This window comes from Paenibacillus silvestris (assembly GCF_009882985.1).
Lineage (GTDB): Bacteria > Bacillota > Bacilli > Paenibacillales > NBRC-103111 > Paenibacillus_E > Paenibacillus_E silvestris.
In genome coordinates, this window is sequence record NZ_WTUZ01000001.1 from 152,357 (window position 1) to 169,361 (window position 17,005).

The 17,005-nt window shown below is 40.9% G+C and carries 16 protein-coding genes and 3 pseudogenes; 18 read left to right on the plus strand and 1 reads right to left on the minus strand.

The annotated features are described in order from the left end of the window. Window positions 1-38 precede the first annotated feature (38 nt). The 12 genes and pseudogenes from GQF01_RS00260 (at window position 39) to GQF01_RS37025 (ending at window position 8,846) form a co-directional block, all read left to right on the plus strand. Entirely contained in the window at window positions 39-551 is a 513-nt protein-coding gene (locus tag GQF01_RS00260; RefSeq protein WP_161404627.1) for a MauE/DoxX family redox-associated membrane protein, read from the plus strand. Window positions 552-565: 14 nt separating this feature from the next. After that, entirely contained in the window at window positions 566-1,087 is a 522-nt protein-coding gene (locus GQF01_RS00265; protein WP_161404630.1) for a thioredoxin domain-containing protein, read from the plus strand. A gap of 14 nt (window positions 1,088-1,101) precedes the next feature. Next, entirely contained in the window at window positions 1,102-2,394 is a 1,293-nt protein-coding gene (locus GQF01_RS00270) for an MFS transporter (protein WP_161404633.1), read from the plus strand. 34 nt (window positions 2,395-2,428) lie between these two features. Further along, window positions 2,429-3,103 (plus strand): MBL fold metallo-hydrolase, encoded by a 675-nt coding sequence (locus tag GQF01_RS00275; protein ID WP_161404636.1) that lies wholly within the window; start codon window positions 2,429-2,431, stop codon window positions 3,101-3,103. A gap of 232 nt (window positions 3,104-3,335) precedes the next feature. Beyond that, on the plus strand, window positions 3,336-4,037 hold the full coding sequence (gene sigK / locus GQF01_RS00280; protein ID WP_127452517.1) for an RNA polymerase sporulation sigma factor SigK: 702 nt from the start codon (window positions 3,336-3,338) through the stop codon (window positions 4,035-4,037). A gap of 70 nt (window positions 4,038-4,107) precedes the next feature. Beyond that, entirely contained in the window at window positions 4,108-4,782 is a 675-nt protein-coding gene (locus GQF01_RS00285) for an ABC transporter ATP-binding protein (protein ID WP_161404639.1), read from the plus strand. A 177-nt stretch (window positions 4,783-4,959) separates the two neighbouring features. Further along, window positions 4,960-5,862 (plus strand): class I SAM-dependent methyltransferase, encoded by a 903-nt coding sequence (locus GQF01_RS00290; protein WP_161404642.1) that lies wholly within the window; start codon window positions 4,960-4,962, stop codon window positions 5,860-5,862. A 533-nt stretch (window positions 5,863-6,395) separates the two neighbouring features. Then, window positions 6,396-6,911 (plus strand): GrpB family protein, encoded by a 516-nt coding sequence (locus GQF01_RS00295; protein ID WP_161404645.1) that lies wholly within the window; start codon window positions 6,396-6,398, stop codon window positions 6,909-6,911. Between the two features lie 77 nt (window positions 6,912-6,988). Then, window positions 6,989-7,279, plus strand: a complete 291-nt coding sequence (locus GQF01_RS36135; protein ID WP_161404648.1) for a hypothetical protein — start codon at window positions 6,989-6,991, stop codon at window positions 7,277-7,279. Between the two features lie 242 nt (window positions 7,280-7,521). Further along, window positions 7,522-7,940, plus strand: a pseudogene (locus tag GQF01_RS00305) (ABC transporter ATP-binding protein); the annotation flags it as partial. A 168-nt stretch (window positions 7,941-8,108) separates the two neighbouring features. Then, the gene (locus GQF01_RS00310) at window positions 8,109-8,642 is read left to right on the plus strand and encodes a DUF1572 family protein (protein ID WP_161404651.1); all 534 of its coding nucleotides are present in this window, start codon (window positions 8,109-8,111) and stop codon (window positions 8,640-8,642) included. Window positions 8,643-8,699: 57 nt separating this feature from the next. Further along, the gene (locus GQF01_RS37025; RefSeq protein WP_407945380.1) at window positions 8,700-8,846 is read left to right on the plus strand and encodes an Imm53 family immunity protein; all 147 of its coding nucleotides are present in this window, start codon (window positions 8,700-8,702) and stop codon (window positions 8,844-8,846) included. 193 nt (window positions 8,847-9,039) lie between these two features. On the opposite strand, the gene GQF01_RS00320 is transcribed toward GQF01_RS37025, so the two are convergent. Beyond that, window positions 9,040-9,939 carry a LysR family transcriptional regulator gene (locus tag GQF01_RS00320; RefSeq protein WP_202555936.1) on the minus strand — a complete coding sequence of 300 codons (900 nt, stop codon included), beginning with the start codon at window positions 9,937-9,939 and terminating at the stop codon, window positions 9,040-9,042. A gap of 145 nt (window positions 9,940-10,084) precedes the next feature. On the opposite strand from GQF01_RS00320, the gene GQF01_RS00325 reads away from it, so the two are divergent. From GQF01_RS00325 to GQF01_RS00345, 6 genes and pseudogenes are all read left to right on the plus strand, one after another. After that, the gene (locus GQF01_RS00325) at window positions 10,085-11,317 is read left to right on the plus strand and encodes an MFS transporter (protein WP_161404657.1); all 1,233 of its coding nucleotides are present in this window, start codon (window positions 10,085-10,087) and stop codon (window positions 11,315-11,317) included. Between the two features lie 412 nt (window positions 11,318-11,729). Further along, window positions 11,730-12,413 (plus strand): response regulator transcription factor, encoded by a 684-nt coding sequence (locus GQF01_RS00330; protein ID WP_161404660.1) that lies wholly within the window; start codon window positions 11,730-11,732, stop codon window positions 12,411-12,413. 292 nt (window positions 12,414-12,705) lie between these two features. Further along, window positions 12,706-12,936, plus strand: a pseudogene (locus GQF01_RS37030) (histidine kinase dimerization/phospho-acceptor domain-containing protein); the annotation flags it as partial. Between the two features lie 162 nt (window positions 12,937-13,098). Beyond that, window positions 13,099-13,416, plus strand: a pseudogene (locus GQF01_RS37035) (sensor histidine kinase); the annotation flags it as partial. Between the two features lie 96 nt (window positions 13,417-13,512). After that, window positions 13,513-14,196 carry an ABC transporter ATP-binding protein gene (locus GQF01_RS00340; protein WP_161404666.1) on the plus strand — a complete coding sequence of 228 codons (684 nt, stop codon included), beginning with the start codon at window positions 13,513-13,515 and terminating at the stop codon, window positions 14,194-14,196. After that, a complete protein-coding gene (locus tag GQF01_RS00345) occupies window positions 14,193-16,763 on the plus strand; it encodes an FtsX-like permease family protein (protein WP_161404669.1) in 2,571 nt (856 codons plus the stop codon). Before GQF01_RS00340 ends, GQF01_RS00345 begins: the two co-directional genes overlap by 4 nt. Window positions 16,764-17,005: the final 242 nt, after the last annotated feature.

A 17,005-nucleotide genomic window follows, 5' to 3' on the forward strand; every position in this document is an offset into this window, starting at 1 on the left:
GGGCGTATCGTCCCCATCTTCAAAATGAGGATAATTATATGCAAACACTAGTATCATCTATCCAAATTGGATTATGCCTGCTTTTTCTAATTTCAGCTGTCATGAAGCTGATTGATCTGAGTACTTTTGTTGACCTAGTCCAGAAATATGAAGTGCTTCCGTCCCGTCTTTCAACACTTTATGGGTATACGGCGCCCGTTATAGAACTGGCCGCCGGGTTCATGCTGCTTTTTGCAGTCACCTACTATCTTGGAGCGGTCATTATTTTACTGCTGCTCTTAAGCTTTGGGTACGCAGTACAGACCGCCATTCAAAAGGAAAAGGATATTTCCTGCGGCTGCTACGGCAAATGGCTCGATTCGCAAGCCGACAAGTTTACACTAATCAAAATTTTCATACTGATTCTGATCGATGCGTTACTTTTTGTCATACATCCGGCTGATAACCCATTTTCATTACCTTCGCTTGTATTCGGAGCCGTCGGGACCGTCATCTTTCTAGTCATGCAAATACTTTGGAATTACAACCAACAAAACATGAAACTATTTTGAATGGGGATGAAACAATGGAGAACTTCACTTTTTATTCAACGATTCTGATATGGCTAATTTTAATACCTGTTATTTATTTTATTGTATTGATTATTCGTCAAATGAACGTGATCTATCTTTATGCAATGTCAAATTCCGGCATTCCGGTTGGTGTGGAGATACCTACTTTTGAAGAGAAGTCCATGTTGACAAAATCGAATATCACAAATACCGCGTTTCAAGATAAGCCGACGCTTATTGCTTTTGTCTCGCCTTCCTGCAAAAGATGTAAGGCTTTATTGGCCGACTGGAATGAAGCCTATGATTTATATCATGATAAGTACAATTTTTTGTTAATTGGCTATGGCAAGGAAGAGCAATTCAATAAGATTGTACAGAATTACAAGATTAAAAGTGAATTCATCGTAAGCAAGTCTTTATTCGAGAAGTTGAAAAGTAAATTGGTCGCTTTTGCTTATTTTATCGATGCGAACGGTGTTGTGAGAAGAAAAGGCTTGTGCGAAAACATGCAGGAAATTAAAAGCCTCATCGGATAGAACATGTCATATAGATGAAGCAGAAAGAAGGTAGGCTGATCTTGAAAGTTCTTTTTGTTAACCGGACCTTCCGCAACATGCTGATCGCTTCCGTTGCCTCTCAGCTTGGCACTATCATTGGTAATATCGCGTTTGCTTTTTACTTGCTCGATCGTTACATTAATATGCCTATTTACGCGATACTGGCGGAACTTATGTATTCATTGCCAACCTTGGTCGTATTTTTTATTGTGGGCGTTGTGGCGGATCGGTTTGATCGCAAAAAAATTGCCGAGAACACAGGCTGGATTCGTGCAGGCCTGACTTTACTTCTGATTCTGTTTATTTACTTGAACTATCTTCCAGTGGTATTTGCAATTTTGTTTATTAGAAGTGCCGTTGCCAAGTTTTTCTCTCCGGCCGAAGTAAGTCTGCTGCAAGGAGTACTCAATAAAGAAGAGTATTTGCTGGCAACGGGGTTGTTTCAAATGATTTTTGGGGTTTTTATGCTGTTTGGCGTAAGCTTAGGGGGGATCGCCTATACCTTCCTGGGTGTTATTGGAGCGCTTTGCCTGGATGTTGCGGGGTTTATCGTCTCAGCGACCCTCATGCGCTTAAGTAATATTCATATAGATATCCGCTTGCCTAACGGGAGGACCAGGCTTCAGGATATTCGTCTGAGCATGGTAATTGGCGATTTCAAAGAGGGGCTTCTGTACATTTTGAAAAACCGTTTACTGTTATCTATTATTTGTGGCTATTTCATTCTTGGTTTTTTTAATGGATTCTTCTCCGTACTGCCGATGCTCACGATGAAATACAAGCTGGCACCAGACGATTATAAGCAGTTCGCTTCATTATTTGCTATTTTTCTAGGAATTGGCTTCCTAGTAGGCAGCATGGTCATAAGTTCATTTATCAAAAAAGTGAAGCCGTACAGAATCATCATTATTGGTTTAATGATTTCCGGCGTCATGGTGGGTGCACTGGGTACGATTCAGAATGTATGGACTTATTTGATCATCGTTTTTCTAGCAGGTACTGTATTCGCCCCGTTGAATATTGCTGTAGGGGGATGGGTTCAGGAGTTGATCGATAAGACGTTCATGGGTCGTGTAACGGCCTGGGTCGATCCGCTTATGATGCTTGCGCATTCGGCAGCTCTCAGTGGAGTCGCCTTTTTCTACCCCAAAGTGATTGGACTTGAGTATTTGTATTACAGTGCGGGGATCGCGTTGCTGTTAATTTCACTGATGTATGCATTGACCTTGCCTCTATTAGTAAGGGAAAAAGAGCAATCTGAAACATCACTTCCAGCAACAGGATGAGAGAGATTCAATACCGACTGCAAGGGGGAAGTACATGGAAACGGGTTATCAAGTCTATACGCTTCGAGTAAGCTCAGGGAAAATGATTAACTACTGTTATATTCTGGTGGATGCTAAGAGTCAAGAAGCAGCTATTATTGATCCGGCATGGGAGCTGGACAAAATCACCACTCAATTGGAAGCCCTTGGTGTCAATTTGAAATTCATCTTGCTAACACATTCACATAATGATCATGTAGATCTGGTCCATGCGCTGATTCCCAAATATCAACCCAGCGTATATATGTCTCGCATAGAAAGCGAATATTATGAGTATGATTGCGATTCATTGATAAGGTTCGAGGATAAAGATTGTATCCAATTAGGTGAAACAACGATTACATGTTTAGTGACACCTGGTCATACAAAAGGCAGCTCTTGCTTTCTGTTGTCAGACGACATATTTACAGGTGATACCGTGTTTATCGAGGGCTGCGGCATGTGTGAAGGCGCCGGGGCATCGCCGGATGATTTGTTCGAAAGTGTTCAAAAAATTAAAGGAATAGCAGAGAAACACGTTCGCGTATACCCTGGACATTCCTTTGGGAAAGAACCAGGCTACTCGATGACCTATTTGTCAACCTATAACATTTACTTTCAATTAGACAAAGAAGATTTCATCAACTTTCGAATGAGGAAAAATCAGAAGGTACTATACAGCTTTGTATAACTGATCACTATTGCCTTGTAAAATCAATCCGTATCCTTTATTGGTGCGGATTTTTTGGACTTTTGGCGGACTCTTCCAGATAACACAGATGAGTTAGCTTCAACAGATGAATTCAAGTAACTTACTCCGTACATGCACTTCTAGGCACAAACCCACATACACTAATACTAATCTTGAAAGCGGAGGCTTCAGAAGCATTTATGATCCGCAAACATCAAAGGGGGTGGCTGGAGTGCCTGGGATTTTCAGTGCGATTGCTGTGTTAATCAAGCAGTTAACATTACTTGTATCCTACGTCAAAAATAATGCGTTTCCACAACCTTTAACGGAAGAAGAAGAAGAAAAACATCTTAGACTGATGGCCGAAGGCAATGATTATTCTAGAAATAAATTGATTGAACACAATTTGAGGCTTGTTGCGCATATAGTCAAAAAATTCGACAACACCGGAGAAGATCTGGAGGATTTGATCTCGATTGGAACGATCGGCTTGATCAAAGCCATCGAGTCGTTTTCCCCGAACAAAGGGACAAAGCTGGCAACGTTTGCGGCACGTTGTATCGAGAACGAAATACTTATGCATCTGCGTTCGTTGAAAAAGACGAGGAAAGATGTGTCCTTGCATGACCCCATCGGAACGGACAAAGAGGGGAATGAGATTACTTTGATTGACATCCTCGGTACGGAAGCTGACGATGTCGTGGATAAGGTTCAACTAAAGATAGAGAAAAGCAAAATATATCGGAATTTAGAGATCTTGGACGATCGCGAGAAGGAAGTTGTTGTCGGGCGATTCGGACTAGAGCTAGGCGGGGAAGAGCGGACGCAGCGGGAGATAGCGAAGGAGTTGGGCATTAGCCGCTCCTATGTGTCGCGGATTGAGAAGCGGGCGCTGATGAAGCTGTATCATGAGTTTTATAAGGCGAAGCGGTAAGCGTTAGGTCGGCCAGTTGGAGAAGTCGCATACTTCATTTATTTGGTTTCAGATAATGGAGGCGAAGAGGATGACCTTAATCCAGATTGAGCATGTGAGTAAGAGCTACGTGATGGGCGGGGAAATGATTCGTGCGTTGGACGATGTTTCGTTAGATATTGATCACGGCGAGTTCGTGGCGATCATGGGACCGTCGGGGTCGGGGAAATCGACGCTGATGAACATTTTGGGCTGTTTGGATGTTGCGGATGGTGGTGATTATGTGCTGGACGGAAAGGCCATTAATCGGCTCAAAGATGCCCAGCTGGCTGAAATAAGGAATCGGAAGATCGGATTCGTCTTTCAGAGCTTTAATCTACTGCCAAGACTGAATGCGTATGAAAACGTGGAGCTGCCGCTTATTTATCGAGGGATGAGTAGAAAAGAGCGGGAGCCGCTTGTCATGAAAGCGCTGGAGGCGGTGGATATCGTGGAACGCAGGAAGCATCTGCCGTCTGAGCTTTCTGGCGGGCAGCAGCAACGAGTTGCGATTGCCCGGACATTGGCGGGCGATCCAGCTATTATCCTGGCGGATGAGCCTACAGGTGCGCTGGATTCGAAGACGAGTGCGGAGATTTTGGAGATTTTTAAGAGGCTGAATGAGCAGGGCAGAACGATTGTGTTGATTACGCATGATATGGCTATTGCTCAGCAGGCGAAGCGGGTTGTGTATTTTCGGGATGGGAAGTTGAGTGAGGTTGGATAAGATGAGACCGGGACCCTAAGGGGTTCCGGTTTTTGGTTTTGTTAATATGGCCTTGGGATTAAACTAACTGGCAGGTTACTTCAAAAGAAATCGTACAGGAATCAGTTTTTGTAAATAAATAAAAATCACCGCGTAACTTTAATAAACAAACAGAGTCTCAATCTATGGAAGTTTAAAATGGTGGCGGCTACCAGTGCGGCCAGCGTATCAAAGGCATATAAATTCTCTCAATTAGCTTTAAATAAAATAGATAAAGGGGTTATGGATTTGAAAGATGAAGTGTATTTATATAATCATGCAAGATGGGAGTCGTTGGCCAAATCAGATGCTCTTTTCGCTCGTCCTTATCTTGATCTTAATAAAGAGTCCGCGCGTGATTATTTAGGTCTAGATCGAATGGGCATCAAGGATGAACTGACAGGAAAGAACGTTCTTTGTTTGGCAAGTGGAGGTGGACAGCAATCAGCGGCATTCGCTTTGTTGGGAGCTAATGTCTCAGTTCTGGATATTTCACATACTCAATTAGAGCGAGATAAGGCGGCTGCTGAGCATTATGGAGTTGATGTTAATGTTTTTCAAGGTGATATGCGCGATTTATCTTGCTTCTCAAAGCAATCATTTGATGTAGTTTGGCAGCCATACTCTCTTACATTTGTTCCAGACTCACGAGTTGTTTTTCATGAGATATCTCGAATTATAAAAAAAGGCGGATTTTATCATCTAATGTGCGCTAATCCATTCTTCTCTGGACTTTCACATGAGGACTGGAATGGTAGTGGTTATATATTAAAAAATCCGTATAAAGATGAAACGCTCACATCTTATCCAGATCAAGATTGGGTGTATGATCGGTTGAAATCCCCAGAAAAAATTCAAGAGCCAAGAGAGTATACGCAAACGTTGAGTAGGATCATGAACAGCTTAATAAAGGAACAGTTTGTACTAGCCTATTTTTCTGAGATAAAAAGTAATTATCCTGGGGACTTGCCTGGGAGTTGGGGACATTTTACTGACATAGCGCCACCTTGGCTTGAATTTATTTGGTACTATCATCCTAATTTTTTGACTGGAGGTAAGTGATTCAACTAACGGGAGAACGATACTTCAATGACATCAGGTTACCGATAAGCTAAACTCGTATTTTTTTTGAGATAGTTGTTAAAATAAAAAGAGAAACGAGGCTTATGAAATGGCAATTTGTTTGGAATTTGAATTAGTTACAATAAGGGGGACTGTTGCAGAGTATAGATTTGGAAATTGCTTGAGGGAATTAAATGGAGCGTTTGAAGTGGATCTCCCAAAGTTGATTAGTGGCGAAACTTCTATGAACACTCCGATGGATGAAGTAGTTAAACTAAAGAACGATACCCAAATACAATCTATGGCGAATCGGGTGTTCGGAAAAATATATAAACATTATCTTGAACATCACGAGTACCTTTCTAAGGGCGGGTACTACGCATAGTTGATTAACCTAACGAAAGAACGTTAGTGAAATAATCAGGAAGCAGATCGCCAGGACCGGCATCTGCTTCTTTTCCGTTGAAGTAACGGGCAGGTTACTTCCAATATCTGTTATAATTATTATGAATATTTTTTAGGAGGATGAGGCGATGCTTGGTCTACCGAAAGGGGAAGTTTATCTGATTCCTTGGACAAATGAGTGGGTAACTGAATTTAGGAATGAAAGTGAAAAAATTAAATCTGAACTCGACGAACTTGTCCTAGCAGTTCACCATATTGGGAGTACAGCGGTAAAGAACTTATCGGCTAAGCCAATAATTGATATCGCAATCGAACTGAATGAATATCAACTCGGCAAACAGTGCGTTCAGGGTTTGAAACGACTTGGTTATGAATATAAAGGAACAGATATACTGCCGGATAGGTATTACTTTAGCAAAGGGGAGCCAAGGACTCATCAGATACACATGTTCCAAACGGGTAATCACTATCTGATAAAGCAACTTGCATTCCGGGATTATTTAATAAAAGACAATGAGGCATTGAATGAATATCAGACATTAAAAGAGACGCTTTCCAGAAAACATCAAACTGATAAAATTACTTATTCTCATGAAAAAACGGAATTTATAAACATTATTATGGAGAAGTTAGGATTCAACTAATGGGAACAACGGTACAATTATTAGGAGGTTGATGGTAAATAGATAAGGACTTAAAAAAGAAATTATCCGATGAGTATGTGAGGGATTTCCTGGAGCTAAGAGTAATTATTAATAAACTAGACCCTCTTGGCTTAATCCGGGGCGGAGCTCCAGATAATGAACATGATAATGTAACACAGAAACTTATTAGGTGCTTGTACAACTATAAATTAGAGAATGTGAGAGATTTATTGATTGATTGTTATGATGAATACGGATTCAACGGAAGGAGCATTCAGGAAGAATATAAAGATAGTTTTAACAAGAAAATTGAGGGCATATACAATTTAGTCGAAGATTGGTATCTCAATAAATATAAAGAGCGTTGAGCTAACGGTGAACGTTAGTTCAATGTAAATATGGAGCAGACCACCACGGTAACTGCTCCATATTTTTATGTTTTAACTCTTATATATCTTCAGTTTCATTCCCCATCCTTACCAAACCAGAACTTCGAGAAAGTAAATTTAGAGATACAACTCCCAAGCTCATCATAACCGCCAATACGGAAATCGTCCTTCATTTGATTATCAATAATCGTGTGAGACTATCATGAATGGTTTAGTTTTCGAAGATCGGCTTCGTTTTCCAGAGCTTTAATTTGCTACCTCGGCTTAATGCGTATGAGAACGTGGAGCTGCCGCTTATTTACAGGGGCATGAGTAAACGTGAAAGGGAGCCGCTTGTCATGCAGGCCTTGGAAGCGGTTGACTTAGTGGAACGCAGGAAGCATCTGCCTTCGGAGCTTTCTGGCGGGCAGCAGCAGCGTGTTGCGATTGCCCGGACATTGGCGGGCGATCCGGCGATTATACTGGCAGATGGCCTATCGGTGCGCTGGATTCGAAGACGAGTGCGGAGATTTTGGAGATTTTTAAGAGGCTGAATGAGCAGGGCAGGACGATTGTTTTGATTACGCATGAACTGGCGATTGCGCAGCAGGCGAAGCGGGTTGTGTATTTTCGGGATGGGAAGTTGAGTGAGATTAGGTAGGATGAAGGCCGGGACTCCGATGGGGTTCCGGTTTCTTATTTTTTGTTATTATGGCCTTGGGATTAAGCTAACGGGAGATTAGTTAAAGGTAAACACTCTTAATTAAGAGAAATATTATAAAAATGATATGTACACTTTTATCAAATAAATGGCAAAGGGGGAAATGTCGTGTTAGACCTGACAAAGAACGTACTCGAAGACATGAACAAACAGCTTGATCGAATCATAAAGAGCATAAACCAACTGGATAATGATATGATTTGGAAAAAGATGAAGGTTTCCATGAACAGTATTGGTAACCTTTGCTTACATTTAGCAGGAAACGAGTATCAGAACCTCATAAGTGCAATCGGGAACAAACCTCTCATTCGGGAGCGCTCTCGAGAATTTAATTCTGATGGTGGCATATCGAAAGAAGAATTGAGTAGTCTTCTTTTGAGGACACGGTCTGAATCGGCAAGTATATTATCAGTTTTGTCCGAGGAGGATTTAAAAAGGGAAGTTATAATTCGCTATGACTTGGATGATTGGAACAGAATGCTCCGGGTTAACGCTTTAGAAGAGGAAACCTATGAAGTGAGAGTAATCAGCCGACTTCTTGTTCAAGTAGCGGCTCACTACGGATACCATGCAGGGCAAATTGTACTGCTCTCTAAATTATTAAAAGATTCGAATGAACACATAACAGGACAGTATCATTGATCATTAATTGAACTATCATGGGAACTCTCGTTCTATAATTTACTTTCTCGAAACGAAATTTTCAATCGCCTTCAAATAGAGCGTACAGAAACTGACTGGTTAATATGTAGAGTTGAGGACCAAACATTTATGGGAAGTGGAGGAGTCTTTAATCTGGATGAAATAATAGAAATTATTAAAAATTGGGTAGCTTCAATTAAATGATATTTAATTCACCCTCCTTCAACTAAGGAAAACAATAGCTGAATAAGTATAGCAACTAAAAGGGAGCTGCCGAGGTAGCTCCTTCGCCTTTTTCACCGTTATGACCGTTAAGGTTAACCCAATCATAAAAAATTTGTTGAGGTAAGAGAGGGAGTGTTGATGAGAATGTGAGTCTATCCCCTCATGGAATACCTCAACCTAGATACTTTTCTGCATAACGCAAAAAAATATCGGCTGCCGGCGTGAGATAACGTCCCTCGAAGGAAAAGATTGCCACGGAACGAGATAGAGGAGGATCCAGTGGGATAATCGATATAGATGGCCCTGGTGTCTCTGCCATGAGCCTAGGGAGTATCGAAATCCCGAGGCCTTCTGCCACCAATATCCGCGGAGAAGCGCATTCATAGGTAATGCTTGGCTCAAAACCCTCCCTGATGCACGCCGCATATATAAGTGAACGTAACCTAGATCCCTCTTTAAAAGATACAAACGATTCTTCCCTTAATTCCCGGATAGAAACCGCTTTATGCTTCTCCAATGGATGACCCTTAGCAACGGCAAGAACTAACTCGTCAATATACAGTGATTTCGCACAAATTCCAGACGGAGGATTTGAATCTTCCAACTGTGGGAAATATTTATCATCCCTTTCATGTGCAAGAGCGAGATCCAATTCGCCCTTCTTAAGTGCCTCAAGAAGCGATCTGGTTGTATTCTCCCTTATAAATACTTTAATCCCCGGAAACTCAATCCCGAAGGTTGCCAGCATTCGCGGTAGTCTGGTTTGCACTACGGATTCTAGCGCACCTACAGTTACCTTCCCAGTTGGCTGGTTGTTGAATCCTTTAGCGGAATCTTTGGCCCGTTCCGCCTCCGCTAATGTTTTTTCTGCACCAATAAAAAATATCTTTCCTGCCTCAGTAAGCGTTACACCGCGGGCAGAGCGGTTAAACAGCCTTACACCAAGTTCTCGTTCCAAGTTTTTGATTTGCTGCGAGAGCGCCGGTTGGGCGACTTTCAGCCGTTCAGCCGCTCGTGTTAAATTGTTCAATCTCGCGACTTCAACGAAGTAAGCTAATTGTCTAAACTCCATATCTCCGAGATCACCTAATTTTCCAAGATATAAGTAAATCATATTGCTACAATAACATATATGTCTTTTTCTTATCAATTTAGCTGTAGTAAAGTAAACATCAACAAAAGTACAGTTTGATTTTCTTGGGAATGGAGGTTAAAAGATGAAACTGGCAATCATGAGAAGATGGTATTACGGATGGAATATTGTCATTGTCACATCATTGATCACCATGCTGACGGTGGGCACACGTCTTGGAGCAGGGCCCTTTTTTAATCCGATGTTAATCAGTTTAGGGATAAGTCGTACACTTCTGTCTTCTATTTTTGCTATAAGTATGATCGTGTACGGGATTGGTATGCCTATAGCCGGTTATCTGGTCGATAAACTCGGAACTCGATTTGTTTTGTTATCAGGAGCAGTCATGATAGCGATCTCAACGGTTTTGGCGGTCTGTTCGAATGAACCAGTAAGCTTTACGTTTGCTTATAGTATTCTGTTGTCCTTAGGCCTTTCGTTTACAAGTCCGATTGCTGTAACTCCTATTGTAAGCAAGTGGTTTACAAGGCAAAGGGGAAAGGCGCTCTTTTATTTGTCTACTGGTTCGATGGGAGGGATCGCAATAATGACTCCAATTTTTACATTCGCAATTGAATGGGTTGGATGGAAGACAACGATGTTGTTGTTAGCAGGTTTATTTCTAATTTTGATTGCAGCCTCTACATTGCTACTAAGTGACGATGCTCCAGTTAACACAGACCTGCTTCCCGGACAAATCATGATGAATCGAAACGATCTTTCGGCACCAATGATATCACTTGATAAATGGACCGATGCCCTCGCAACACGCCCTTTTTGGTATATTACTTTTGGTCTTTTCGCATGCGGCTTCAGTATGAATTTATTAGGTTCTCACGGTGTTCCGATGTTGATGGATCATGGTTTTAATGAGCATACGTCTTCTTTAAGTATTGGGTTACTCGGGTTGGTTGCTATGATTAGCAGTGTTTTCTTAGGAAATCTTTCCGACAATATTTCGAAACGGTTTATGCTTTCGAGCATATATATTTTTCGCGGAGCAGAATTTCTTCTAATTGTACTGATCATGTCAGAATGGCAATTGTACTTGGTGTCGGCTTTCGGGGGGCTTGTATGGGCGGGAAGTACGGCGCTTTCATCCGCTATTCTAGGAACTATGTATGGGCTCCGATGGTTGGGTATTTTATACGGTTGGAGTTATTTCATTCATCAAATAGGAGGGGCAGTTGGTGTCTATACTGCCGGTTGGGGATATGAGTTTTTTGGAACACATCTCTTTGCCTTTGGGACAGCGGCCGGCTTATCAGCGCTTGCAGGATTTGTATGTCTGCGGTTGCCCGCGTATAACAGAATTTAAATGGTTTGTCATAAAGAAACTTCCATACTTAGACCTGTTTGGAAGAACAAGATTGACAGAAGTGGTTATGATGAAAGATGCAACATGGAAGATGACGAGCGTATAAAAGAGATATTATGGAATAATAAAACGTATGGCTTAACGGATTACTATCCAAAAATGGATATGAAATATCAGTTTCGATTAAAAAATCGACAGTCTATGACTGACGATTTTTTCTACTAATTAACATGAAGAATAGCTATGAATCCAAGTGCCAGATACATTAGTGCAGAGAATAATAAAAGCTTTTGATTTAGCCACGTCCATATCAACTCCTACAAGAAGAAGTTTAAATAAATTGGGTAATTCTGTACGATACGATGTTGAATTATAAATCGTTTACTAAAATACAGATCGGGATGATGATTCAATGAGCATTCTACTAGTGGAAGATGATAAAACTATTGCATCTGGACTCGAGTATTCCCTACAGCAGGATCAGTTTTCCACGGTTCTTTGCCATGATGTTGAAACTGCAAAAAGGGTGTTAGAGACGCATATAAATCAGTTTGAATTATGTCTGATTGACTTGTCTCTACCGGACGGAAGCGGATATGAAATATGTAAGTTAGTGAAAGAGCAAAGTGATATTCCCGTTATATTCTTGACTGCCATTGATGATGAAGTCAATGTTGTGATGGGACTTGATATGGGGGCAGATGATTATATTACGAAGCCTTTTCGTATTCGTGAATTGCTCTCCCGAATAAAGTCTGTTTTGCGCAGATACCATAAGCAGCCGCTAGCCAAACCAATAATTGAAATAGATTCAGTCCGTATTAATACACTGGAGGGCAAGGTATATAAACATAGCGATGAAATTTCAGTAACTGCGTTAGAGTATCGTTTATTATTGATTTTTGCTAACCATATCGGGCAGATCCTCTCGAGAAATCAGCTGTTGGAACAAATTTGGGATGTTGCAGGGGATTTCGTCAATGACAATACGTTAACTGTTTACATAAAAAGATTGAGAGAAAAACTAGAGGATGACCCGAAAGATCCAAGGTTTATTAAAACCATTCGCGGTTTAGGCTACAAGGTAGGTGAGTAGTATGCTGCGCAATCGTGAGATACGCTTCGTGTTAATGCTCATGTGTACGGTAAGTCTAATCGTACTTGCGGAGGCGGCTTTTTTTTCATCCGTTTCCGTGGTGTTCGTTCTAATCACTTCAGTTTTACTTATTGGATGCAGTCTTGTATTCACAAGATTGCGTTATCTAGAGGTAGAGAAGTTATCTAGTTATTTACGGCAAATTAGCAGTGGTAACTATTCCCTTGATGTCCGCGATAATCGTGAAGGCGAATTTAGTATTTTGAAAAATACGATTTATAAAGTAACCGTGATGTTATCGGAACAGCGTACACTTTTGCAAAAAGACAAGATTTATCTTACAGACGCGATTTCGGATATCTCCCATCAGCTCAAAACACCACTAACGTCCATGATGGTCATGGCCGATTTATTAGACGACACGAAGCTTCCTGAAGCTAAAAGAAAAGAATTCACACGTAATATTCGTATTCAACTCGAACGGTTGGATTGGCTTGTTTCTTCTCTATTAAAGCTTTCCAAAATTGATGCAGGTACCGTACAGTTCAAGAAAGATCAAGTTCTGGTAGCAGAACTTATTCATAAAGCATTGCAGCCCGTTCTCATTCCTATTGATATTAAAGAACAAACAATTTCAATAACAGGTGAAGACAACGTCTCTTTTGTTGGAGATCTAAATTGGACAACGGAAGCTGTAATTAATATTTTGAAAAATAGTGTGGAACATACCTATGAAGGTGGAACAATCGTGATTTCTTTTTCAGAAAACCTGCTATATACAGAAATTGTAATTAAGGATAATGGTAAGGGTATTCCCAAAGAAGAGATTCCTTTTATTTTTAAACGTTTTCATAAAGGCAAGGGCGCTGGGGAGAGCAGTATCGGCATTGGTCTCTCGATGGTTCACAGCATTATTATGAAGCAGAACGGTACGATTGAGGTTCAGAGTGAGCTCCATAAGGGAACACAATTTCAAATACGTTTTTACAAGCAAATCGTGTAACGAAGGTACGATGACTAAATTGTCACTCTGAAGTCACTTGAAAGTCACTCTGGGCAGATATACTAAATCCATCGGCAAACGAGTGGAGGGTTTACAATGGAGATTTTAAAAATAGAACATCTGTCCAAAGTATACGGAAAAGGTGACACCGCGGTAAAAGCGCTTGATGACGTTTCTTTCACCGTGGAAAAAGGAGAATTCGTGGCCATCATCGGTCCGTCTGGCTCGGGGAAATCAACACTTTTGCATATGCTGGGCGGAGTGGATAGGCCAACAAGCGGAAAAGTGTTTGTAGATAATACCGACATGTATCGTTTGAATGAAACACAATTAGCTATCTTTAGAAGAAGACAAATTGGCTTGATTTATCAGTTTTATAACCTGCTACCTATCCTAACGGTAGAAGAGAATATGAAGCTGCCACTGTTACTTGATGAACATAAGGTAGACCAGAAGCAATTTGATGAAATTGTGAGAACGTTAAATTTGCAAAATCGCTTGAACCATCTGCCGAATCAGCTCTCCGGCGGTCAACAGCAGCGGGTCTCAATCGGCAGAGCGCTGATGAACCAACCGGCTATTATACTGGCGGACGAACCAACCGGTAATTTGGACAGCAAAAACGGCAATGAAATTATTGATTTGTTGAAAATGTTTAATAGAACCTTTCATCAAACACTGATTATTATTACCCATGATGAACGAATTGCTCTGCAGGCTGATAGGATTATTGGCATAGAAGATGGAAGGATTTCCACGGATGAGGTTATCCGCCCATGAACATCATCAATAAACTAACGCTAAGACATTTAATGAAGAATAAAAAACAAACGCTCGTAACCATGATTGGGGTTATTATATCAGTGGCGATGGTGACGGCGGTTACAACGCTCGGTTCCTCCTTTTTGGGACTAATGCAAAAGCAAACGATTGTAGATAATGGTGAATGGCATGTTATTTATAATAACGTCAACAAAGTTCAGCTTGAAGCAATCAAGCATGATGCTGCAACCAAAGAATTGATTATTTCAAAAGATCACGGCTTTGCTCTATTGCAAGGAAGCCAAAATATCAACAAGCCTTACTTGTTCATTAAAGCGTATAATGCACAAGGTTTTATGAACTTCCCCGTTGAATTGAGCCAGGGGCGTCTGCCTCAACAAGCGAATGAGGTCGTCATTTCGGAAGCCATCGCGACGAACGCCAAAGTCACCTACAAGATTGGCGATCGTTTAACCTTTGACGTTGGTCAACGATTGAATAATGCAGATCCAAGTGATATAGACCTTTTTCAAAATGATCAATTAAGATTTAATAATGGTAGCAGTACGGAGACCTTAACCCACACCACAACCGAGTCGTATACCGTAGTAGGCTTTATTAAACGGCCTGTATGGGAGCAGGCATGGGCGCCAGGTTATACCGTCATTACCTATGTAGACGAAAGTATGATGGGAATAAACAAAACCGTTGATGCGAGTGTTGTCCTTAAGAAAGTTAATAACGCAGTATTTACCCATGCGAAAGACTTGGCCAAGACAAACGACATCAACACATTTAAAACAAATGATACTTTATTACGCTATTATGGCGTTATGGGTGGCGGATTAGGCAAAACCTATAACTCGCTTTTAGTCATTGTCATGCTGGTTATTGTTGTGGGCTCGATCTCATTAATCTACAATGCGTTTGCTATTTCCGTCTCGGAACGGTCACGTTATCTAGGGATGTTATCGAGTGTTGGTGCAACAAAAAGGCAAAAGAGAAATTCGGTGTTTTTTGAAGGAGCGATCATTGGCCTTATTAGCATCCCCTTAGGCATCATCTGTGGACTGATCGGAATTGGCATTACCTTTCTATTCGTTAACGCTATGCTCGAAGGCGCACTTGGCGTCACTGAAAAACTATCGGTGATCATCACCCCTTTATCGCTCACCATGGCCTGTGTGATATCGATCATCACTATTTTTATTTCAACGTATCTCCCAGCCCAGAAAGCTTCTAAGATTTCTGCTATCGATGCCATCCGGCAAACAACAGATATTAAACTGACAGGTAGAGCTGTGAAAACGTCGAAGCTAGTCCAACGGTTATTCGGCATTGAAGCGGAGTTTGGATTGAAAAATTTAAAAAGAAACAAACGCAGGTATTATGCAACGATATGGTCACTTGTGATTAGCATCGTCTTGTTCTTATCCGTGTCCTTCTTCACTTCTAACCTGCAAAGATCACTGGGTATCTCACAAAAAGGTTATAATTATGATGTTGGTGTATACAAGGAGGGTGAAGATCTAACGATAGACGAGCGATTGTTGAAATCAATTGTGTCGTTAGATGGCGTTACCGAGTATAGCTTGATCCAACGGATGAATGATGGCTTCACTTGGGTTAACGGAGAGACCATCCCGACAAATGTGCAAAATTATTTGACACATCAAAATGGTTTGTACAAATACAATCTAACCGTAAATGCATTAAGTGATGAGAAGCTGCAAGCCTATGCCAAGCAAATCGGGGCAGACTATACGAAGCTAGTGAATACTGATCACCCTACCGCAATTATTATTGATGCCACCGCGTATAGTGATGAAAAAGACAAATTTATTGAAACCAACGGAATTGGGGCCAAAGTTGGTGAAATACTTGATCTCGTCTTCACGGATGTTAATGAGAAAGAAACAATCAATAAGGTAGAGCTTGCCGCGGTGACAGATCAATTTCCAATGGGAATCGTGCGAGGCAGCTTTCAATTAAATCTTGTCGTCTCTGAGCTGGTCTTCGATAAATTATTGAAAAGAAACAAGGATATCCAAGCGTATTCAGGAATTTATCTGAATAGTAAAGATCCTTTAAAAACACAGCAGGACATTGAAGAAATGAAGAGTAATCTCTCTGTCATGAATTTATTCCAAGATAGAAAACGCTCTGAACAAAAGATCACATTAATCTCCGTGTTTGTTTATGGCTTTGTCGCTTTAATCACGGCGGTTTCGATCGCGAACATTTTCAATACGATCTCGACAAGTATTGCACTTCGCAAACGTGAGTTTGCAATGCTGCGCTCAGTGGGAATGACGCCGAAAAGTTTGAATAAAATGCTGAATTATGAAAGCATATTTTATGGCATCAAGGCGCTGAGCTACGGGCTTCCGATTAGCGGAGTGATTATGGTGTTGATCTACCGATCTTTCATGCATAGTTTTTCATATGGCTTCATATTGCCATGGACGAGTATGCTATATGTCATTGTTGCCGTATTTGTTATGGTGAGCCTGTCGATGTTTTACGCTAGTGTAAAAGTAAAGAACGCTAACATTATTGATGTGTTGAAGCAAGAGAATATATAGAAAATGATATCCAGTATGCTTAATAACCCAGCCATCCTAAATACGGATAGTTGGGTCTCGAATATGAACAGTCATTTTTAGTTTTTATTTTAAAGGTAAATGCTGGTGTTGTTTTCCTGCAGCTAATAAAATAGGCCAACCAGTTTATTTTGGTTGACCTAAAATTCTTTGTGGAATTTTCTCTGAGTATTGCGACTTGCAAATACTTTGTCACTCAATAACTGCCGAGATGAGTTGGCTTT